The organism is Neobacillus vireti, assembly GCF_036962465.1.
Classification (GTDB): Bacteria; Bacillota; Bacilli; order Bacillales; family Cytobacillaceae; genus Neobacillus; species Neobacillus vireti_B.
In genome coordinates this window covers 20,182-42,356 of sequence record NZ_JBALNF010000066.1, presented here as the reverse complement: position 1 = coordinate 42,356, position 22,175 = coordinate 20,182, and the positions used below count along the sequence as shown (strand labels likewise).

General features: G+C 40.1%; 20 protein-coding genes. 2 read left to right on the top strand and 18 right to left on the bottom strand.

What is annotated here, in order from left to right; genetic code table 11:
- Positions 1 to 145: 145 nt before the first annotated feature.
- From V7077_RS23845 to V7077_RS23790, 12 genes are all read right to left on the bottom strand, one after another.
- A complete protein-coding gene (locus tag V7077_RS23845; protein WP_335506578.1) occupies positions 146 to 634 on the bottom strand; it encodes a DinB family protein in 489 nt (162 codons plus the stop codon).
- A gap of 486 nt (positions 635 to 1,120) precedes the next feature.
- A complete protein-coding gene (locus V7077_RS23840; protein ID WP_335506576.1) occupies positions 1,121 to 1,702 on the bottom strand; it encodes a hypothetical protein in 582 nt (193 codons plus the stop codon).
- A gap of 14 nt (positions 1,703 to 1,716) precedes the next feature.
- Entirely contained in the window at positions 1,717 to 2,568 is an 852-nt protein-coding gene (locus tag V7077_RS23835; RefSeq protein WP_335506574.1) for a DUF1206 domain-containing protein, read from the bottom strand.
- A 106-nt stretch (positions 2,569 to 2,674) separates the two neighbouring features.
- Positions 2,675 to 4,558, bottom strand: coding sequence for an ABC transporter ATP-binding protein (locus V7077_RS23830; RefSeq protein WP_335506572.1), 1,884 nt, complete (start codon positions 4,556 to 4,558; stop codon positions 2,675 to 2,677).
- On the bottom strand, positions 4,555 to 6,282 hold the full coding sequence (locus V7077_RS23825) for an ABC transporter ATP-binding protein (protein ID WP_335506570.1): 1,728 nt from the start codon (positions 6,280 to 6,282) through the stop codon (positions 4,555 to 4,557). The genes V7077_RS23830 and V7077_RS23825 overlap by 4 nt, the downstream gene beginning before the upstream one ends.
- 34 nt (positions 6,283 to 6,316) lie before the next feature.
- Positions 6,317 to 6,766, bottom strand: coding sequence for a MarR family winged helix-turn-helix transcriptional regulator (locus V7077_RS23820; protein WP_335506568.1), 450 nt, complete (start codon positions 6,764 to 6,766; stop codon positions 6,317 to 6,319).
- A gap of 156 nt (positions 6,767 to 6,922) precedes the next feature.
- Entirely contained in the window at positions 6,923 to 7,669 is a 747-nt protein-coding gene (locus V7077_RS23815; protein ID WP_335506566.1) for a hypothetical protein, read from the bottom strand.
- A gap of 100 nt (positions 7,670 to 7,769) precedes the next feature.
- Complete coding sequence (gene parC / locus V7077_RS23810) at positions 7,770 to 10,208, bottom strand: DNA topoisomerase IV subunit A (RefSeq protein ID WP_335506564.1); 2,439 nt, start codon at positions 10,206 to 10,208, stop codon at positions 7,770 to 7,772.
- A complete protein-coding gene (gene parE, locus V7077_RS23805; RefSeq protein ID WP_335506562.1) occupies positions 10,205 to 12,184 on the bottom strand; it encodes a DNA topoisomerase IV subunit B in 1,980 nt (659 codons plus the stop codon). The genes parC and parE overlap by 4 nt, the downstream gene beginning before the upstream one ends.
- Positions 12,185 to 12,471: 287 nt before the next feature.
- On the bottom strand, positions 12,472 to 12,885 hold the full coding sequence (locus V7077_RS23800) for a CoA-binding protein (RefSeq protein WP_335506560.1): 414 nt from the start codon (positions 12,883 to 12,885) through the stop codon (positions 12,472 to 12,474).
- Between the two features lie 202 nt (positions 12,886 to 13,087).
- Entirely contained in the window at positions 13,088 to 14,020 is a 933-nt protein-coding gene (locus tag V7077_RS23795; protein WP_335506558.1) for a sensor histidine kinase, read from the bottom strand.
- A gap of 13 nt (positions 14,021 to 14,033) precedes the next feature.
- Positions 14,034 to 15,338, bottom strand: a complete 1,305-nt coding sequence (locus tag V7077_RS23790) for a GGDEF domain-containing response regulator (protein ID WP_335506556.1) — start codon at positions 15,336 to 15,338, stop codon at positions 14,034 to 14,036.
- Between the two features lie 372 nt (positions 15,339 to 15,710).
- Here V7077_RS23790 and plsY point away from each other — a divergent pair, with 372 nt between their 5' ends.
- Positions 15,711 to 16,310 carry a glycerol-3-phosphate 1-O-acyltransferase PlsY gene (plsY, locus tag V7077_RS23785; protein WP_335506554.1) on the top strand — a complete coding sequence of 200 codons (600 nt, stop codon included), beginning with the start codon at positions 15,711 to 15,713 and terminating at the stop codon, positions 16,308 to 16,310.
- 451 nt (positions 16,311 to 16,761) lie between these two features.
- Complete coding sequence (locus V7077_RS23780; RefSeq protein ID WP_335506553.1) at positions 16,762 to 17,916, top strand: CapA family protein; 1,155 nt, start codon at positions 16,762 to 16,764, stop codon at positions 17,914 to 17,916.
- A gap of 23 nt (positions 17,917 to 17,939) precedes the next feature.
- On the opposite strand, the gene V7077_RS23775 is transcribed toward V7077_RS23780, so the two are convergent.
- The 6 genes from V7077_RS23775 to V7077_RS23750 all read right to left on the bottom strand — a co-directional run bounded on the left by V7077_RS23775 (position 17,940) and on the right by V7077_RS23750 (position 21,975).
- A complete protein-coding gene (locus V7077_RS23775; RefSeq protein ID WP_335506586.1) occupies positions 17,940 to 18,257 on the bottom strand; it encodes a hypothetical protein in 318 nt (105 codons plus the stop codon).
- 43 nt (positions 18,258 to 18,300) lie between these two features.
- Entirely contained in the window at positions 18,301 to 18,747 is a 447-nt protein-coding gene (locus V7077_RS23770; protein ID WP_335506551.1) for an acyl-CoA thioesterase, read from the bottom strand.
- A gap of 3 nt (positions 18,748 to 18,750) precedes the next feature.
- Positions 18,751 to 21,087 (bottom strand): AAA family ATPase, encoded by a 2,337-nt coding sequence (locus tag V7077_RS23765; protein WP_335506549.1) that lies wholly within the window; start codon positions 21,085 to 21,087, stop codon positions 18,751 to 18,753.
- Positions 21,088 to 21,269: 182 nt separating this feature from the next.
- Positions 21,270 to 21,497 (bottom strand): small acid-soluble spore protein Tlp, encoded by a 228-nt coding sequence (tlp, locus tag V7077_RS23760; protein ID WP_335506547.1) that lies wholly within the window; start codon positions 21,495 to 21,497, stop codon positions 21,270 to 21,272.
- A 137-nt stretch (positions 21,498 to 21,634) separates the two neighbouring features.
- Positions 21,635 to 21,778, bottom strand: a complete 144-nt coding sequence (locus V7077_RS23755; RefSeq protein WP_160723456.1) for an acid-soluble spore protein N — start codon at positions 21,776 to 21,778, stop codon at positions 21,635 to 21,637.
- A gap of 65 nt (positions 21,779 to 21,843) precedes the next feature.
- Positions 21,844 to 21,975 (bottom strand): FbpB family small basic protein, encoded by a 132-nt coding sequence (locus tag V7077_RS23750; protein WP_160723454.1) that lies wholly within the window; start codon positions 21,973 to 21,975, stop codon positions 21,844 to 21,846.
- Positions 21,976 to 22,175 lie beyond the last annotated feature (200 nt).

The following is a 22,175-nucleotide window of genomic DNA, read 5'->3' as shown; positions in this document are numbered from 1 at the left end:
ACTTGACGGGAATCCCACCCGCTATATGATACGACCAATGCTCGGTCGCACATGCAGCCTTTACTTTAAGTACGGTACTTCACAAACTTTCTCAACCAAAAAGGCAATGTCAATTAAACATCGCCCTAATTACTTCTAGATTAAATTAATCATCTGTTCCTAATACATCTGTATTTGGGGGCTCATAACCCATCTGACGAAGCATTGCTACTATTTGACCCTTGTGATGAAACTCGTGAGTGATGGTGTGCATTAGCAATTTACAAGGAGTAATAGATAATAGTTCAGGTGCTTCTCTCCAAGGGATTTCTCTCTCAATTAGCACGTTTAAATTATGTCCATGTAGTTCTAATAATTCATTTACTATTGAATCCACATGTTCAAATCGTGCTATTATTTGCTCTAAACTGAATTTTTGTAATTCTTCCCTAGGAGTAAGAGGTTTTTTCGTCTTCATTAAAACAAATGAGCCGAGCCATGCAACATAGCAATCAGCTATATGAACCAATGAATCTCTTACACTTTGCCAACCGAATCCATTTGTATGTGTAAAATGATTAGGATCTACATTTCTACAAAAATCTAACAGAGTTCCTCTAGTTTGTCGAACCCATCTATATTCATGTTGAAGCATCAAAACACCACCTTAACAAATATAACTACTTATTCTATACCTGTATAGAAAACCCCTTTCTTTACTGACTAAAAAGGATCGCCGCAGCAATCCCTTCTAAAACTCAAGCACTCTATAGTTTAAGTTCACCAGTTTACAATTATTCGTAGTTTTAAAGATTTTGTATGGATAAACTCATCTGACGTAACAATTAATAACTAGAATAATGGAACTTGCCAATAGGCTGCGACAACAACCTGATCGAATGAGCTTTATCATAATTTTAACCTTGTTAAACAACTCATAGTAAATTTGAATCTGCCCTTTTAGAACAACTTGTCCAAAAAGACCGCTCTAAAACGTTAGAACGGTCTTTCCTTATAAGTTCAATTTTTAATTACTACTCTCGTCACTACTTTCCTCATGATGGTGATGATGATTGCTGCTTCCTGCCTGGTTATTCTTGTAAGCTAGTGTTGCGGGGGTTGTATGCTCAAATGTCAGATACTACGGCATCCCTAACGATCCTCCCAATAAAGCTGGAGGCATGAATACATCGAACGTCTTACGATGATGATGGACGTTGTATCGACGCACTGAACCGGTATCAGGACCGTTGCCAGTAATAGGGACATACAGTTTTCCATCGGGACCGAACAGGAGTGCCTGTGCAAAGGCGCGCGGCTGTCCGACCACATCAAGGTCAATCTTATCGAGAAACTTGCCCGTTTTCCCGTGGAAAATCAGAATTTTATCAGTGTCGTTAGCGTCTCTTTGAAAACTGGTGATGTATAGGTTACCAACGGGACCGAACACCAAGCCTTCAGGACGATTAAGGTCGTTGACCGCGTTGCTCTCAATAAATACTCCAAGGAACTTCCCAGTTTTCGGGTTGAAGCGCAGCACATTGCCGCCTTCTGGCTCTGGAATGTTACGAACGGAAACATACAGCAAACCGTCAGGACCAATGACCAAAGCACGAGGATGGAATTGACCCGTGAAGCCAGTAGGGTCGAGATTTCCAATAAACTTCCCAGTGGTACCATTATACAGTTGCCACGACAGTATTAATCGCGGTAGCTTAATCATCACTTAACTCTATACTATTTTCCATCATACCCAAAATTCATATGCTGATATCTTCCTATAATAATTTGGTAGACACCATATAAAATCAGTCCAACTGCCACTATTACCAGTATAAACTGTCCGAATGGCTGGTTTGCTAATGCTGTTAAAGCACCGCCAATCCCTTTTGATTGATCTGGGTTATGTGTGTATGCTGCGCGAATGAAAAAAAAGCCGACCATACTTAGAACAATCCCTCTTGAAATCAGGCCTAGCTTACCAGACAGTCGTGCGATTTTACGTTCTTTATCATTCATTTCATAGGTTTTGAATTTAGACATAAATTTCTCTTTTACACCACTATAAAGTTCGAAAATACCATATACAGTAATAATTGCTCCTACTATTCCAACTATCCATACACCAAAAGGCTGATCCATTAACTTAGCCGAAATCGTTTTTCCTGAGTTGTCACCACCATTGTACCCCGTGTGACTAGCTAATTTTATTGCACCAAATGCTAAATTCGTATAAATGACTCCACTGATGAAATAACCAGTTCTTTTAATCAGTCCTTTAGCATCAGTGCCGTCATTTTCAGGATCCTTAATCGCTTTAATAAAATCCCAAATGATGTAACCAATTAAAGCAATTCCGATAATCCATAATGCAATCTCACCAAATGGCATTCCGGCCAATGAATGAAGAACACCAGATGTTCCAGCCATGCCGCCTCCGGATCCGAATGCTGCTAATGCTGCGAGTACCCCAATCATTCCATACACGAGGCCTTTAGCCATATAACCTAAGCGGCCAAAACGCCGTACCCATGGTTTCACTTCTCTGATTTTATCTTTCGCTTCTGCTTTTGACAGCGAATTCAGCATATTGTTCACTTCCTCTATAATTCACTTAGTATATGAGGTTCCCGTTTCAATGTAAAAAGAAACAATCATTGAATAAAGCGCTTAGGAAACTCCTAAGCGCTTTATTTTATCCCACATTTTTTTGACCGGTAAACTGGCTATTATATAAATCCGCATAGAATCCGCCCTTAGCTATTAATTCTGTATGCGTTCCCTTTTCAATAACCATACCATGATTCATCACCAGGATTAAATCTGCGTCTCGGATTGTTGATAACCGGTGTGCGATGACAAAACTTGTACGTCCCTTCATCAAATAATCCATTGCCTTTTGAATCTGTACCTCTGTTCTGGTATCAACACTGCTCGTTGCTTCGTCAAGAATGAGGATCGCTGGATCTGCCAGAATAGCCCGTGCAATCGTAATTAATTGTTTCTGACCTTGAGATATATTCGAAGCTTCCTCATTTAAAATTGTCTCATAGCCTTCTGGAAGTGTACGTATAAAGTGATCAGCGTTTGCGGCTTTCGATGCAGCAATAATTTCCGTTTCGGACGCCCCTTCTCTACCGTAAGCGATATTATCTAGGATGGTACTGTTAAACAGCCATGTATCCTGAAGCACCATACCAAATAAGCTTCTTAGTTTCTCTCTTTTTAGCTCTCTCGTATCAATTCCATCGATTAATATCTTACCAGAATTAAGCTCATAGAATCGCATTAATAAATTAATCAGCGTCGTTTTACCAGCGCCAGTCGGGCCAACAATAGCCACCTTTTGGCCTGCTTTTACCTCGATATTCATATCCTCGATTAGCAGTTCATCGTTTTTATAACCAAAGGAAACATGCTCAAAGCTGACGTTCCCATCTGGGGATGGAATTTCTTTTGGCAGAACCGCTTCTGGAACCTCTTCTGTTTCGTCTAAAATTTCAAAAACACGTTCTGCACTGGCAATCGTCGATTGAATCACGTTCGCGATTTGTGCAGTTTGCGCGATTGGCTGCGAAAACTGACGGGCATATTGGATAAAAGCTTGAATATCGCCGATTTCAATCGCTTTTTTTGTTACCAATAGGCCGCCTGCCACCGATACAAGCACATAGCCGATATTATTGATAAACGACATAAGCGGCATGATCATTCCCGACACAAACTGGGCTTTCCAGCCTGATTGATAAAGCTTTTCGTTGATTTTTTCAAATTCCTCGATGGATCTTTTTTCATGGCCAAAAACCTTAACCACTTTATGGCCCGTATACATTTCCTCTACATGACCGTTCAACTGGCCTAAAGATTTTTGCTGTCCTTTAAAATACTGTTGGGACTTTTTCGCAATATTTGCCGTTGCAATAAAGCTGAGCGGCAAGGTCACAATCACAATTAAGGTCATTAATGGACTGATCGACAACATCATCACAATCACGCCGACTAAGGTAACAACCGATGTAATCAGCTGTGTTAAGCTTTGCTGGAGAGTGGTACTGATGTTATCTACATCATTGACGGCCCTTGAGAGTATTTCACCATGTGTCTTTGAATCAAAGTACTTTAACGGCATCCGGTTCAGCTTTTCTTCTACTTCTTTCCGAAGATTATAAACGGTCTTTTGGGCCACCCCTGCCATGATATAACCCTGTAAATAAGCAAAGATGGCGCTCAATATATAGAGGCCGATTAATAGTAAAATGATTTGACCAATATAGTCAAAATCGATTTTAGCGCCGGGAACACCCTTTAGCTTCATCATTAACCCTTCAAAGAGTTTTGTTGTCGCCTTCCCCATTATTTTCGGGCTGACAATAGAAAAGACCGTACTAATGATGGCTGTGATCAGGACAGAAATGAGCTGCAATTTATATGGTTTTAAGTAGACGATGAGTCTTTTAAGAGTTCCTTTAAAATCTTTTGCTTTTTGAACAGGCATCCCCATTCCCCGAGGACCAAATCCCCCGCCTGGACCTCTTCTTGGTGAACCCTCGCCAGGTTGATTTTTAGAGTCTGCACTCATGCAATTTCCTCCTCTGACAGCTGTGACATCACAATTTCACGATAAACAGGACTATTCTCCATGAGTTCTTTATGTGTGCCGATTCCAGCGACCTTTCCATCATCTAAGACAATAATTCGATCGGCATTCATAATCGTACTTACCCGTTGCGCCACAATTAAGACCGTTGATTGACCGGTTTCTTCTTTTAAGGCCGCCCGCAGCTTGGCATCCGTCTTAAAATCTAATGCTGAAAAACTATCATCAAAGATATAGATTTCCCGCTTTCTTACAAGGGCACGCGCAATCGAAAGTCTCTGTTTTTGACCACCCGAAACATTTGTTCCCCCCTGCGCAATCGTGGATTCAAATCCTTCAGGCATGGATGAAATAAATTCATTTGCCTGAGCAATTTCAGCCGCATGACGAACTTCTTCATCTGTAGCATCTTCTTTTCCATAACGGATATTTTCGGCAATCGTACCAGTAAAGAGAATCGCCTGCTGTGGAACAAAACCAATTTTTTGACGAAGCTGCTCCTGTGTCATTTTTCGAACATCTGTTCCGTCCACCCTTACTTGACCACTATCCACATCATAAAAACGTGGAATTAAATTAATAAGTGTGGATTTACCTGAGCCTGTTCCTCCAATAATCGCCGTCACTTCTCCTGGGTCCATCGAAAAAGAAATGTTAGAGATGGCTGGCATTTCCGCACCAGGATAGCTAAAGGTCACATCGTGAAATTCCACATGACCTCTTTCGCCTTCGATAGATGCTGTGGAAGCTGGGTCCTTAATATCGGCAGTAGTATCCAACACTTCGTTAATTCTAACTGCCGAAACAGAAGCTCTTGGAATCATCACAAACATCATCGATAACATGATGAACGAGAACATGATTTGCATGGCGTATTGAATAAAGGCCATCATATCCCCAACTTCCATGTTTCCATTACTGATCCGATGGCCGCCGAACCAAACAATCGCCACCGTCGTCAGGTTGAGCACAACCATCATAATCGGCATCATTGCCGCCATAATTTTATTTACCTTTATCGCTGTCTGCGTTAAATCCCAGTTGGCTTCATTAAAGCGTTTTTTCTCATGCTCAACCCGGTTAAAGGAGCGAATAACACGAATACCTGTTAAATTCTCCCGTAACACACGGTTGAGTTTATCCAATTTTACTTGCATGGCTTTAAAAAGCGGAATCCCTTTTCTAGCAATGACCACAATCGCCACAATTAAAATAGGAATCGCTACGGCAAGGACCCCTGTAAGCTTAGCATCTTTTGAATAGGCCATGATAATTCCGCCAATACACATCATTGGAGCAGCGGCCATCATTCTCAGCATCATAATCATAACCTGCTGGATTTGCGTAATATCGTTTGTTGTTCTAGTGATAAGGGAAGCTGTACCAAGCTTATCAAACTCACTTAATGAGAAGTTTCCAACATGTGAGAAGACTTTGCTCCGTAATAACCTGCCGAATCCCGATGCGGCCTTGGCTGAGTAAAAGCTTGCGGCAATTGAACAAATCATTCCGCCTAAAGCTACTAGAAGCATATAACCGCCAATTTTCCAGATATACTGAGTGTCTCCCGTTACGACCCCTTTATCTACGATATCAGACATTAGTGTAGGTAAATACAATTCTGATAGAGATTGTAACAGCACTAGCACAAGGACAACATAGATCGGGATTTGAAATGGTTTAAGGTATTTACTCAATTTTAACAAGTTGCTTCCACTCCATTTCCATATTCATTTTCTTTTATTGATTTTCCAATTGATTGAAGTAATCATGAACTTTAAAAAGCAATTCTGCTAACTGCACGCTTTCCGCTTCCCCTAGATAATCAATCAGACCTAGAAAGGTATTGGCAAATTTCTGTCTAGCCTGTTCAGTTGCTTGAAGCCCTTCTTTAGTCAAACTGATCTTTACGGAGCGTCTGTCCGCTGGATGAATGGTCCGTTCAATAAAACCATCCCTTTCGAGAACATTGATGATTTGCGTCACGGTAGGCGGTGTTACTCTGAGTTTCTGGCTGATTTCTGAAACCTTCAGTTCACTGTTATTCTCATTTGCTCGTTGAAGCAGAGCGAGCACTCTGAATTCACTTGGATTAAAACCAGCAATTTTCTTTTCATGCCAGCCCGTTTTACGAAATTGCTGAAAAGCCTTCATTAGTTTTTGCGCAGTCTCACTTTCAAAATGAGCCACTTTCTTCACCTCATTTTATTTTCTATCCTAATAGTTAGGTAGCTTAATTATTTATAGACCTAAGTATATTCCCGTTACAACAATACGTCAATTACTAACTAAAAGAAAAAACACAGAAATTTTTTCTGTGTTTTGATGGCTTATTATGAAAAACAATTAATGGGTTACCTCTGCTTTAAAGAGTTTCCAGTGACCATGATCATAATACCAAATCGAATTAACAAAGGCGATAATATCAGCATTGGCGATCCCGGTTACTTTTTGCTGCCCTTTTAATCCCATTTTTTGATCGTCGATTTGAATTGGTTTTACATTAGAATAGGAGTTAACCGTTAATTCGGTTGGCTCATTTAATTTCCCACGATAATAAAAGCCTAGTTTTTTATAATATTCCTGGCGATTTTTCAAATCAAAAAGATAGGATTTTCCTGTTTTGGTTAATTTGATTTCCGCTTTGTAGCCATTTTTAAATTTTGCATCCATTTCTAGCGGTTCAGGAACGGTTAAGTCGGTCCGGACAAAATTCTTTAAGCTATACAAATAGCTGATTACATTCCCTTCGCTGTCACCTGTTAGGACATTAGCAAATAAATCTTTCAAACCATCATGGTTTAAATCTACTAACTTTAAGGATGCCTTCGTACCGCTTTCTAAGGGAAAGCTATAGGTTCTGCCATTTGAAGCCCGGATATCAATAAAGACACTTTTCAAGTAATCTTCTTCGTCTGGAGAGGGTACCCCTTTTAACCAAATGGTCTCATTTTGCCCATCTCCCGTCAGATCCGCTTCTTGTTTGGAAATCGTAACAGTCCTAATATTTTCTTCAATCGCATATACACCCGTAATGGTCGTAAGTGATATAAAAAAAAACGAAACGATGACTAACAGCATCTCTTTTTTCATCCAGTTCCCCTCCACATCCTTTTCTTTTACTTAGTATGTCCATTATTGGGAAAAAAATGAAAAGAACCTCCTTTTTTCTAAGGAGGTTCTTTTCATCGTTTTATTCAGTTATTGGGTCGGTAGCAGCTACTTTCCAAATATGGCTTACTTTGCCGTTTTCGTCCTCGTCAAGGATAAACGAGCCGTTCGAATAACGGTCACTATAGCTAATATCCGCTGTTTTTAATGTTTCTGTGTAGCCTTTTTCCGTCTCAATAATAATAAGATCTTGTTCATTTGCGATGACAAAACCGGTAATTCGATGCGGTTTTGCTTTAAGCTCCCTTAGAATGACAACCCCACGCTTGGCACGAGTTGCTTTTTCAAATTCTTTTAACTTCATTCGTTTAAGAGCACCGCGCTGGGTAGCGACTACAATCGATTCACTGCTATTTGGCGTAATCAGCTTACCGCCAACCACCACATCGTCTTCTTTTAAGTTAATCCCTTTTACACCTGCCGCCCGCTGGCCGACAATACTAATCTCTTCCTCATGGAACCATAATGCATAGCCCAAATGGGTGACTAAGAAGAACTCCTTTGTGCCATCCGTTAGATGCACATCAACTACCTGGTCATCATCCTTAAGATTGACAGCCACAAGTGGTTTAGAGTACCGCTGTGCTTTGTAGGCTTTCAGCTCAGTTTTCTTAACCATCCCGTTTTTTGTTACAAACACAAGATAAGCATCGACTTCGAAGTCTTTAACGGAAATGGCATGGATAATCTCTTCGTCACGGTCGATTGGAATAATATTGGCTATATGCTGACCAAGATCTTTCCAACGAATATCTGGAAGCTCGTGAACAGGGCAGAACAAGTAATTCCCCTTATTGGTAAAGAGCAGCAAGACATCTTTGGTGTTCATATCAAGCTGGGCAAGGAGACGGTCCGATTCCTTCATCGCCAAGTCCTGTCCGCCGGATGCCGTAAAGGAACGCTGGCTTGTTCGTTTCACATAACCTTCTTGTGTCACAGTGACAATCACATCTTCACTTGGCACAGTTACGTCAAGATTAATCTTGATTTCTTCAATTTCCGCTTCGATTTTGGAACGGCGTTCATCTGCGAAGCGTTTTTTCACGTCTTTCAGCTCTTTTTTAATGACCGATAAAAGCTTTTTCTCACTAGCTAAAATACTAGTAAGTTCCTCCACTTTCTCCGCTAATTCTTTTGCCTCGTTCTGAAGGGCCGTGATATCTGTGTTCGTTAAACGGTAGAGCTGTAAAGAAACAATCGCTTCAGCCTGCAGTTCTGTAAAGGCAAATTTAGCGATTAAATTATCTTTAGCGTCCCGCTTGTCCTTTGACGCACGAATGGTTGCAATCACTTCATCCAATATCGATAAAGCCTTGATTAAACCTTCCACAATATGCTGACGCTCTTTCGCTTTATTGAGGTCAAATTGCGTTCTTTTTGTGACAACTTCTTTTTGATGGCCGATATAAGCATCTAATAACTCTCGAATCCCCATTAGTTTTGGGCGTTTGTTATAGATGGCAACCATATTAAAGTTATACGTAACCTGAAGATCACTATTTTTATATAAGAAGTTCAAGACACCTTCTGCATGGGCATCCTTTTTTAGTTCAATGACAATCCTAAGACCTGTACGGTCGGTTTCATCACGGACCTCTGACATTCCTTCTACTTTACGGTCTAAACGAAACTCATCCATTTTTTTGACGAGATTGGCTTTATTGATTTCATAAGGGATCTCGGTAATTACAATTTGCTGCTTACCGCCGCGAACCTCCTCGATTTCCGCTTTACCACGAACAATGATTTTACCTTTACCAGTTTCATAGGCTTTTTTAATGCCTTCTATCCCTTGAATGATACCACCCGTAGGGAAATCTGGTCCTTTAATCAAGGTCATAATCTCATCTACCGTTGAATCTGGTTGATCCATTCTCATTATCACGCCATCAATAATTTCACCCAAATGATGTGGAGGAATATCGGTGGCATAACCGGCAGAAATACCCGTAGAGCCATTAACAAGTAAGTTCGGGAACATCGCCGGTAAGACAGTCGGTTCCTTAGAGGTATCATCAAAGTTCGGAATAAATTCCACCGTGTTTTTCTCAATATCTCGCAAGAGCTCCGCAGCAATCGCCGAAAGCCTTGCTTCTGTATAACGCATCGCTGCAGGCGGATCACCATCGACACTACCGTTGTTCCCATGCATTTGCACAAGTACATTTCGAACCTTCCAATCCTGGCTCAAACGTACCATGGCTTCATAAACGGAAGAATCACCATGCGGGTGATAGTTACCGATAACATTACCAACCGTCTTAGCTGATTTTCGAAACCCTTTATCAAATGTGTTGCCTTCTACATGCATAGCATATAAAATACGTCGCTGTACAGGCTTTAGTCCGTCCCGTGCATCCGGAAGGGCACGTTCTTGGATAATGTACTTACTATATCTGCCAAAACGATCACCAATGACATCTTCTAGAGGTAAGTCACGGAACTTTTCAAGTGCACTCATCCTTCAGATCCCTCCTCTGTGACCGTTATATTTTCATTTTCTAAAATCGTATCATCTTCTTCTAACCCAAATGCCACATTACTTTCAATCCATTTGCGTCGTGGCTCTACTTTATCCCCCATCAGGGTAGTTACGCGCCGTTCTGCTCTGGCGATATCATCAATCTTTACACGAATTAATGTCCGAGTCTCGGGATCCATCGTGGTATCCCACAGCTGGTCGGCATTCATTTCGCCAAGACCTTTGTAACGCTGGATGATGTAGCCTCTGCCGACTTTTTTAATGGCACCCTGAAGCTCATCTTCATTCCAGGCATATTCAATAATTTCTTTTTTGCCGGAGCCTTTACTTACTTTGTATAAAGGCGGAAGGGCAATAAACACCTTGCCGGCTTCGACAAGTGGCTTCATATAGCGGTAAAAGAAGGTGAGTAATAGGACTTGAATATGGGCGCCGTCCGTATCGGCATCGGTCATAATGACGATTTTGTCATAGTTGATGTCTTCAACAGAAAAATCAGCCCCAACTCCGCCGCCAATCGCATGGATAATCGTATTGATTTCCTCATTTTTAAAGATATCCGACAGTTTCGCTTTTTCAGTATTAATAACTTTACCACGTAGGGGGAGAACTGCCTGAAAGCGGCGGTCGCGGCCCTGCTTGGCAGAACCACCCGCAGAATCACCCTCTACTAGGTAAAGTTCATTCTTTTGCGGATTTCGAGATTGCGCTGGTGTCAGCTTTCCAGAGAGGACTGCTTCTCCCCGTTTTTTCTTTTTGCCGCTCCGTGCATCTTCACGGGCTTTTCTTGCCGCTTCTCGGGCCTGATACGCTTTAATTGATTTTTTGATTAACAGCGAGCTGATATCAGGATTTTCTTCGAGGAAGTAGGAAAGGTGTTCAGATACCACGGAATCAACAGCGGATCTCGCTTCACTCGTACCGAGTTTTCCCTTTGTCTGTCCTTCAAATTGGAGCAGCTCTTCTGGTATTCTTACGGAAATAATCGCCGATAATCCTTCACGAATATCGTTACCGTCTAAGTTTTTGTCCTTTTCCTTCAGGAAAGCAACCTTGCGGGCGTAGTCATTGAACACCCTTGTCATCGCCGTTTTTGCGCCGGCTTCATGTGTACCGCCATCTCTCGTCCTTACGTTATTAACAAAGGACAAGACATTTTCGGAATAGCCATCATTGAATTGAAACGAAAATTCAACTTCAATCCCATTTTGAGTTCCTTCGAAGCTTCCAACTGGATGAAGAGTTTCTTTATCCTCGTTCAGGTATTCAACAAAAGCCTCAATTCCGTTTTCATAGTGAAAAACCTCATGGAGATCATTACGGTCATCGATAATCTCAATTTTTAATCCTTTTAACAAGAAAGCTGATTCTCTCAGCCGTTCAGATAGAGTTTCAAAATTATAGGTTGTGGTCGAGAAAATCGTCGTATCCGGCTTAAAATGAATCGTCGTTCCCGTTTGATTGGTTTTGCCGATTTTTTCGAGTGTGGTGACGGGTTTACCGCCATCTTCAAACCGTTGTTCATAAACGAAGCCATCTCGTTTAATGGTAACGATTAACCATTCAGATAACGCATTGACAACCGAAGCACCAACACCGTGCAGCCCGCCGCTGGTTTTATAGCCGCCTTGACCAAATTTACCACCGGCATGAAGCACCGTTAAAATAACCTCAGGAGTTGGTTTTCCCATTTTATGCATGCCTGTAGGCATTCCTCGACCCTTATCCATAACACTTATGGAATTATCTTTGTGTATTCTTACAATGATCTGATCCCCGAATCCGCCAAGTGCTTCATCGACAGAGTTATCCACGATCTCATAAACAAGATGATGAAGACCGCGTGAATCAGTGCTGCCAATGTACATACCAGGGCGCTTTCTTACCGCCTCAAGACCTTCTAGTACCTGGATGGCATCATCATTGTAATCAAATGCTTGCTGATTCCTTGCCACTAAAATACCCCTTCCTGCCTAAAAAAACATAAATGGCGCTCACCGCCATTTTTAAATTGAATTAGTAAAACATTCGTTTTAAAGAGTCCATTATCCTTTAAATTTATCCAATAGAACTAATGTTTGCCACATTTATTTTAACATAACTTGTTGCGGCGTCTATGCTTAATTGTAGCGATTTATTTCAATTTGGCAAATATGTATTTAAAAACAACTTATTTTTGTAATACAATTTTGACTGTCATTGTAGGGGATAAAAGAAAAAAACTGCTAAAAAATAGCAGCTTTTATCTCGTCATCGCATATTCGATTTTAATACAGCGATCCATAATAACCGTATAGCCCTTTTCTTTTAAAAATTGATAGGCTTCTTCATTGGCAAGACCGAGCTGGGCCCAATACACGTCCGCATCAATCTCGTCAAATTCTTTCGCGACATCGAACAATTGTTCTGATCTCCGGAAAACATTCACAATATCGACATGTCCCTCAATTTCTTTTAGAGAAGCAACTGCTTTGACACCTAATACTTCGTCGACAGCTGGGTTAACTGGAATGATTTCATAGCCCGCCTTTTGCATGACCTCTGATACTTGGTATGAAGCCTTTCCAGGATTGTCGCTTAGGCCTACAACTGCAATTCTTTTAGCCTTTTTTAAAATAGCGGCGATTTCCTCACGACTTGGATTTTCAATTGCCATTCTGACCACTCCCCATTAAGATTCTTACCTTTATTTTACCCTTTTTGAAAATAAAAACCAAAATAAAACGCTTGCAAACAGAAAAGCTACAGCGCCTTGACCAGGCGCTGCAGCTAAACCGGGAATATTTATCGTCAAACATGACTTTTTCATAAACAATTATCATTTCATAAAAAAACTCCCTTCCATGTGGGAGCTTACCTTAAGAAACAGAGATGAGTTCAGGTTTAACAGCCTCGTTTACCATTGGTACGGACAGGCAAAAACGGGCACCTGCCTCATGGTTTTCAACCGTAACCAATCCATTCATATTTTCTAGAATCATCTTGCTCATATAGAGGCCTAAACCGGTTCCATGCGGCCTCGTAGTAAAATAAGGATCAAAGATTTTATCGAGGATCGAAGGCTCAATCCCCCCGGCATTATCCGTGAATTCCGCCTTTACAAATTCCGCTGTTTTACTTAATTTAATCGTTATTTTTCTGTCCTTAATATCCTTTTGTACAAAGGCATCACGGGCATTGGTTAAGATATTCAATACCACTTGGCTATATTCGTTAGGAAAACCGTAAGCGATTAGTTCCCCGCGGTATTCAAATACCATCTTAATCCCATAATATTTTAGACTTGATGAAAAAATCGCCAATGCATCCTCAATTGAACTGCCAATTGAAAAAGGGGTTTTTTCGTTATTCGGTTTGTAGAACTTCTGAAAATCATGGATGGTACGAGACATGTGCTTGATTTGAATCATACTTTCCTTAGTGAAATTATTAATATAGATTTCATCAAGCTGACCAAATTCAAACTCTTCACGCACATCCTGAATAATAAGCGATAAACTATTTAACGGCTGGCGCCATTGATGTCCAATATTGGCAATCATTTCACCCATGGCAGCAAGTCTGGAATGCTGAATCAGGAGATGATCCTTTTGCCTGTTTTTTTCTACTTCCTCTTGAATTTTCTTTTCTAAGTTTCGATTAATGGCCTCGTACTTTTCCGCTAATTCACGATTGCTTTGTTCACTTGCTTTTAGCTTCTTCATCAGAACGCGGCTCTTAAATACATATAAACAAATGGTTAAAATAATATAACCAATCACCATCGATAAGGAAATATAGATAAATAGCATTCTAGCCACCTCCTTATTCTTCTTTGGTGTATAGTGATACACTGTTTCGTCCATTATTTTTTGAAGTGGTAAGCGCTCGGTCCAGTTCTGCCAGCAATTCCGCTTTTGTTTTACCAGGAGAAAATTCTGCCACTCCAAAGCTGCAGGTAACCTGGCCAATGGTATGAAAATGATATTGTTCAATAATTGACCGGATTGATTCAGCAAGTAACACAGCTTTATTTCCATCTGTTTCCGGAACAAGCAAGATGAATTCCTCGCCTCCCCAGCGGGCAAACATATCACACTCACGAATCCGCTGCTGGACAATGGTGGAAACAGTGATTAGCACCTTATCTCCTGCTGTTTGGCCAAATTGTTTATTAAGAGTTTGGAAGAAATCAATATCCATTAGAATAAGCGAAAAGGACCGATCAAATCGTTCGGCACGTCTCATTTCTCCGGCCAAAATTTCCTTGAACTTCTGCCGGGTGTAACTGCTAGTTAATGGGTCCAGCATGGCTAAATGTTCCTTTTCCCGGCTTTCTTTCTCTAAATCGGTTATATCTGTCAGGACAAATAAGATTTGTTTAGTGCCCGGAATCGGTCCTGCTTTCATGACATAGTTATAATCATTTCCTAGCGGGCCTTTCCAGCGAACTTTAGCTACATTTTTCCCGGTGGCTGAAAACTCTTCTATCCAACGCTCTTTATCCTTGGGATAAAAATAGTGAGGATCCTCGACAAAAAAACTGGAAAGAAACTGACTTTGATAACTCGCGGGATGATTCTTGTGGATCCCAATCCCCGTTACCGTTGAAAAGGCTTGATTCCATTCCACAATCTCTCCATTTTCAATCACGAAAATGAGATTATCTTGAAAATCAAGAATTGTCCGGGTTAGATTCTTTTGTTTTTCCAACTCTTTTTCTAATTGAATCTGGTAAACAGATTTTTGAATGGCTTGTAACAGCAAATCAAGATCAATTGGTTTTAAAATAAAATGATTGACATTGTTTTCAATTGATTGGACAAAAAAATCATTATCATCATGAGCGGTGGTGACAATGACTTGGACCTTTTCGTTTAGTTCCCTGATTCTTTTAATCATCTCTAACCCGCTCATTTGATTCATTTTAATATCAGCAATAATTAAATCCGGTTTGTATTTTTGATAGAGTTGTAATCCTTCCACGCCATCAATGGCAACATGGATATGGGCAAACCGGCGATTTAAAACCCGCAGCAGTTTTTCGCGGGAAAAGGTTTCATCTTCAACATATAAAACTCGTATATCAGGGTATTGATATTTAAGATATTGCAGAACGCTTCTGGCCATCCGACCATCACCTCTTTTAACAGTTAATAAATAACATTATGTAAGAAAACCGACCCTTCTACCTCATAGATAAAAGACCGGTTTTTAGTTAATCAAACGATTTTTCTCTATTATAGATTCACCTTTTCCTGCATTCAATCGCTTTAACCTAGGGTTGCTAAATTCTCCATTATTTTGTAATAAAATTGTCTTTAATTGTCCTTACTTTAGACTTAATAAGGAAAATATCACTATAAAAAACAGGATGAAAGTACTGTTTTCTCTATCTTTTTTTACAACTCTTTTAAACTTATCATCGAAAGGAATAGTGTTTTTTCGCAATTCCATGGTAAAATAGATGAACTGGATCTTTTATTGAAGGAGAAATTATTCATGATTCAAATTATCTTGGTCTTGATCCTTGCCTACTTACTTGGCTCCATTCCATCTGGGCTCATCGTGGGCAAAACATTCTACAAAGTCGACATCCGTGAACATGGAAGTGGGAATTTAGGGGGTACGAACACGTTTCGAACACTTGGTGTTAAAGCTGGATTAGCTGTCACACTTGCTGATATCCTGAAGGGCACACTCGCTGCCGCACTGCCTGTCATTTTCCATCTTGATATGAATCCATTATTGGCTGGGATTTTTGCGGTTGTGGGACATACTTATCCAATCTTTGCCGGATTTCGGGGCGGGAAAGCCGTTGCAACCTCTGGGGGAATCGTACTATTTGCAGCACCGTATATGTTTTTGACGGTAATAGTGGTCTTCTTTATTAGTTTATACATATCCAAATATGTATCTCTCTCCTCTATGATTGCTGGTATTACAGCTGTGTTATTTGCCATCATATCAGGACTGGTTCACAATTGGGACATCCCTTTATTAATCGTGGTGTTATTTTTAGCGACATTTGTTATTATCCGCCACCGCGCAAATATTAAAAGAATTATCAATAAAACGGAACCAAAAATTAAATGGCTATAAAGGGACATTCAGTCTCTTTATAGCCATTTTTTCTATACGTGCAATAGTTGAAATTTTTTATTGCCTAGTACATCTTGAACATAATCTAGTTTCGTGTGGTTGAAGTAAACCATATCTTTTTCATGAATAATCACGGTTAGATCGTTATATTCGAATGAACGATCTCCCTCAATCTTCCGCTCTTCCAGAGACAGATTTAATTTGGGGCCGCCTCAGCCAATCCCCATGGTTAAACGCAGGTAAAGCAGCTCATCTTCTGATGTTTTTTCTTGATTTATGATATCGGTTAATTTTTGGTAAGCACTTTCTGTTAGTTTAAACATCTCATCTTCCTTTCTACCTTTTTGTGAAAATGTCCTTGAATTATTTTAAAATCCTCTTTAAATATAATATAGTATGATTAAGGAGATCAAAAATCATTTAACTCGAGTATGATCCATAAGGAGATATTATGAAGAAAAAGGCCATTTTACCTTCTATTTTCATTATGCTTAGTTGTATTGTCATTGCCGCAATTCTCTTCATTCAACAAAGACAGTCCGCCATTCAGGATAAAATGTATCATGCCCAGAACCTTTCGTTACGTCCATTATTTAATGTGAATCGAAATCTACTTCTGACTGAAAAGATCACCCTGGGGGCGGTTGGTGATATCCTTATTCATCAACCGGTATACCAGGATGCTTTCAACGGGGCTGACTATAACTTTGACCCTATTTTTGAACAAGTAAAACCCCTATTGAAGAAACCGGATTTACTAACCGCCAATCAAGAAAGTATGTTAGGCGGATTGGCACTGGGGCTCTCCGGTTATCCAAGGTTCAACAGTCCACAACAGGTTGCGAATGCACTGCTAGATACTGGAGTAGATATCGTCTCGACCGCTAATAATCACGCCTTAGATCGAGGCGAACAAGCAATTCGCTCGGAATCAGCCTATTTGGACCAGATTGGGTTACCACATGTCGGCAGTTATATTAATGCGGCTGACCGCCAAAAACTGCGAATAATCGATAAAAACGGAATTAAGATTGCCTTTTTAGCTTATACATATGGAACAAACGGCATTCCACTTCCAAAAGGAAAAGATTATCTTGTTAATGTCATCAATAAAAATGTCATGAAAGCCGAAATCGCACGGGCAAAAACACAAGCAGATGTCGTGGTAATGAGCCTGCATTGGGGGGACGAATATAAACGAATCCCCACCAATGAGCAAAGGGAATTGGCTCAGTTTTTGGCCAACGAAGGGGCAGATATTATCTTTGGTTCCCATCCACATGTCTTGCAGCCAATGGAATGGATAAAAACAAAAGATGGGAGAAAGTCATTTGTTATCTATTCATTAGGAAATTTTATCTCTGGTCAACACGGCGATTACAGGGATATCGGTGGATTAGCCAGCATCGATATTACCAAACAAATCACCGAAAAAGGCAGTAAAATTGACCTATCTAATCCCGTTTTCACGCCAACATATGTAGTAAGCAAAAAAAACAAAAGCTTTCGAATCGTTCCGTTAGATAAGGCTGGAGCTTATGGCTTATCAAATGCAGGTTCTAAATACAATGAAATTGAGCAGCATATGACCCAATGGCTTAAATAATAGGAAAAGGCACTCTTGAAATGTTAACTCTCAGGAGTGCCTTTATCCTTTTGCCGAAGTTGTTCGAACAAGCCTTCTTTTAGTAAAATTTCTCTTTGCCGTTCCCCCAGTAAATCAAAATGGGAGTAGCCATCCTTGCGGTGATGGATCCATTCTTTCCTTAGCCCATACCGTTTACCCCAATCAGCTAATTGGTCAAGGTCAAGACATCCGACTTTGGTGACGGTGGTACAATCAGGAAAACGGTCATCCAGCCAATAATGAGTTAAAAACGCAATTTCACCTTGATCAATTTTCCTTTTCCATTCGTTTAACTCTTGTCTTTTGATACCAAAGGCCAACATCATCACCTCAATCCCTGTTGAAATTCGACCATAGAAGAAGTTATTTCTTCTTGATTTCCTCGTATTTTAAATACCACTCCGGAAAAGCCCTTTTAAAAGATGTTGGCTTAAAATTATCTTTTTTCACAATAATATGGGTCGAGGTGCCTTCCGCACAAATTTCATCATTGCCATTTAAAATCGTATAGGAATAAATGGTCTTAATGCCATCATTTAAGGATACCCAGGTCTTTACAAAGGCCTTGTCCCCATATCTTAATGGTTTCTTATAAGTGATTTGGATATCATAGACCGGAGCAAAGTAACCCGATTCCTCCATAGCCAAATAGCTATAACCAATATCCTCGATAAATCCAGTCCGGCCAAGCTCGAAAAATTTTAAATAGTTGGCATGATAGATAACGCCCATCATATCTGTATCCGCATAATACAGTTGAATTTCCCTTGTCGAGACAAAATAATTTTCCACCATAAACGTTCCTTTCATTCGTCAATAACCTGAAGTCTTCCCGAGTGCTTGTTTGACATCTTCCACTTCCAGGTACATCACTTTTTCTAAAAGATCCTCTTCGATAACATCACTCATTAACCGTAAAGCTTGTGCCTGAATCATATCGTCTACTAAATTGGTCGCAAATCGTCCATTCCCAATAATTGTTTCGGCATCCATCGTTTCAAGCAATAGGTTCTTAGCATCCTCCGTAAGCTGATATTGAAACTTACCAGCATAATTAACCATAATTTCAAGTAGCTCTTCATTTGAATAGTCCGGAAACAGGAAGAACTTTTTAAAACGGGAACGCAGTCCCGGATTGCTTTCTAATAATTGATTCATTTCATTTGGGTATCCAGCTAAAACGACCACTAAATTTTCATTTTGCTTGGTCATTTCATCTACAAGAGTATCGATGACTTCTTTTCCAAAATCACCGGATGTTTGACTGATTAAGGAATAAGCCTCATCAATGAAAAGAACCCCACCCAAGGCTTCTTTAATTTTTTGCTTCGTTTTTCCGGCTGTCTGTCCCACATATCCAGCCACAAAATCAGCACGACTCGCAACAATGAGATGGCCTCTTTTTAAAATACCGCATTCCTTTAAAAACTCCGCATAGATTTTTGCGACCGTTGTTTTCCCTGTACCCGGATTTCCCGTAAAAACGGCATGCAGCTGAATTGGTACAGTCGGCAGACCTCTTGATCTACGGAATTGCTGCATTTTGACGAATGAAATAAGTGTCTTTAGTTCGACCTTTAAGGAATCCAAGCCAATTAATTGGTTGAGCTTTTCCTGTGGAGATTCGGAAACAGTCTCTTTCTCGATTTGAAAATCTTCTTGGTCGAGGAGCATCATATCAAAGATATCTCCATCTGCTGTATGGTTGTCTGCCCCTTTTTTAAAAATCGCATCAATCACAATATTGTGGACAGTTCTGGCATTGCCAAAAGTATCGTCAACTCGTTCCTTTTCAAGGCGATGATCAATTTCAATCTTTGCTTCCTCTGTCAGGAGATAGTCATTTTCAGCTGCCACCAGCTCGGCAATCTGAATTAATTCTTCATTCGAGTAATTAGGAAGGTGAATAAAGTTTGATTGCGGGAAACGGCTTCGCAACCCAGGATTCGCATTTAAAAAGGAACGCATCTCATCTGGATAGCCAGCTAATATAACAGCGAATTTACCGCCATATTCGCTGCTTGTCATTAACGAAACAAGCGTATCGATCGCGGCTTGTCCATAATCGTTTCCTGTTTGTCCCTCCCGTTTTAAGCTATAGGCTTCATCAATAAATAACACGCCGCCAATCGAGCGTTCCACAATGGAACGAACATTTTCTTCCGTTTGCCCAACAAAGGATCCCACTAGCTGTGAGCGATTGGTTTCAATCACTTCCTCCCTTGGCAAAGCCCCGAGCTCGTGATAAATCTTCGCTAATAACCTAGCCAGCGTGGTTTTCCCTGTCCCAGGATTACCGGTTAGAATCATGTTAAGACTTAGCTCATCCTTAATCTGTAGCCCTCTTTCTTTCCGTTGCTTCTGGTACTTTAAAAAACGGTAAAAGTCATTGACCCGTTTCTTTACTAAATCCATCCCTATCATGTTTTGCAGCTGATCTAAAGCATTTTCCAATACAGCAGCAGACGTTTCTTCTTGAACAAATTGCTCTTTCCAGGTCTGTTTTAGTTCTTCTAAGTTGGCCATATGCAGCTTTAAATCATCATAATAGGTTGAAGTATGAAAAACCCCTGTTATGGACTGGTTGTATTCCTCGGCCGCCTTTAATAAACTCCCCGTCTCTTCAATCGAAGCAGAAAGCAGGTCGGCCAGTTTTTTATATTGTTGTAAAAGGTCATTTATATCCATTTTTGCGGCCGTATCGATCATTTGCTGTAATTCATGAAGGTGGTCATCGGCTTCCGCTAGAAAACGTTGACATACGTCAATATACTCTTCTGCTGTTTTCTTTTTCGCTGTCCGATTATCGGTTTCCCGCATCGAAGGGAAGGTCAGAGGAGTTAAAAGTTCCTCCATCTTCTTCCAATCTGATTGGACCGCAAATTCTTTTGCTTTTTGATTATGAGGATCAAGCATTAATGCCTTCTCTAACCAAACTTTCGCAATCGAATCGTCCATATCATGGTGAAGCCTGGATAAAGCTCCAAGCGTTAGCAGTTTAGATAATGACACAGGATTCGTTTCCTGGCGAATGACGGTTAGTAACTTTGCCTCATTTAAAATAACACCTGTATCATTCAGTTCTTTTTCCCACGCTTGAATCCACTCGAAGGAAGAAGAACGATTTTTTTCCAATTGATTCAAAATCATCACTCTTCTATTTTAAATTCTTTGATGCTTGGTTTTACTCACTATCTTATCATAATAAGTTACCCCAAATAAAATAAGAGGACTTAAAATGGCGAGTGGACCGTTATTGTGAATTCGAATGGATCCAAAACATCCCAAAAAGGACCTGTTCAGTTTGTGAACAGGTCCTAAGAGTATAGCTGTTAACCTTGGTTGTTTGCCTCATCTTTCACTTCAGAACGGAACGATTCGATGCTTTCCCGTCTGCGCTCGTTCTTTGCTTGGATTTGTTGTCTTTGTGTTTCACTATCTGTTAACGCAAGTGATTCTTCAGCAGCTTCCATATTTTCAATTGTATTGTGAATCATTGATTGAAGTTTTTCAACGTTATCGCTGCGGTCATCAGGATTTGGTTTGTTATTATAAGTCATCGTCAAATTCCTCCTCAAGTTGTATTTGGTACAGATATAGTTTGTAACGAGAAGCAAAATTTATCACAGGATTCTATGGTAACTTCAAACAAAAAGACCCGAAAGGCCTGAGCCTCACGGGTCTTATAAATGTTTAATTATTCACCTTTTGTTTGAATGACCTGTGCATGCTTTCCAGAAGTATCATTCATTTTCTTTCCATTATTTCCACTAAAGCCTCTAGGTTGAGTGCCTAAATGACTTGGTGTGTAAGCTTGAAAATGTTTTTTTGGATTACCCATGTCCAATCCCCCCTTACTTACATTTTACCCATAAGGAGGCGAAGCATGATTGGAAACAAATGTGATTACTCTGCTTTACCGAGGCGCTTTTCTTCTAAGCGCTGCTCAATTTTTTCCATAGCAGCACGGTCTTTTAAAAGTTGTGATTTATTTTCTAATACAAGTTCTGCGAATGAACGTTTTCTAGGCTTTCTCATTGGTTTCACCATCCTTATTACTTATTCTAACAGCTATTATTCCCGAAAACGGTTGCAATTATTACAACTTTTTGAAAATTTTAAGAAAGGTGGAACCTTTTCGCAAGAAAAAGTTCAAAAAACAAACAAAAAAAGAAGGTATTCCAAAAGTATAACTTTTAGGGCACCTTCTTTTTTAAACATTAAACTAGTCTGTTGAT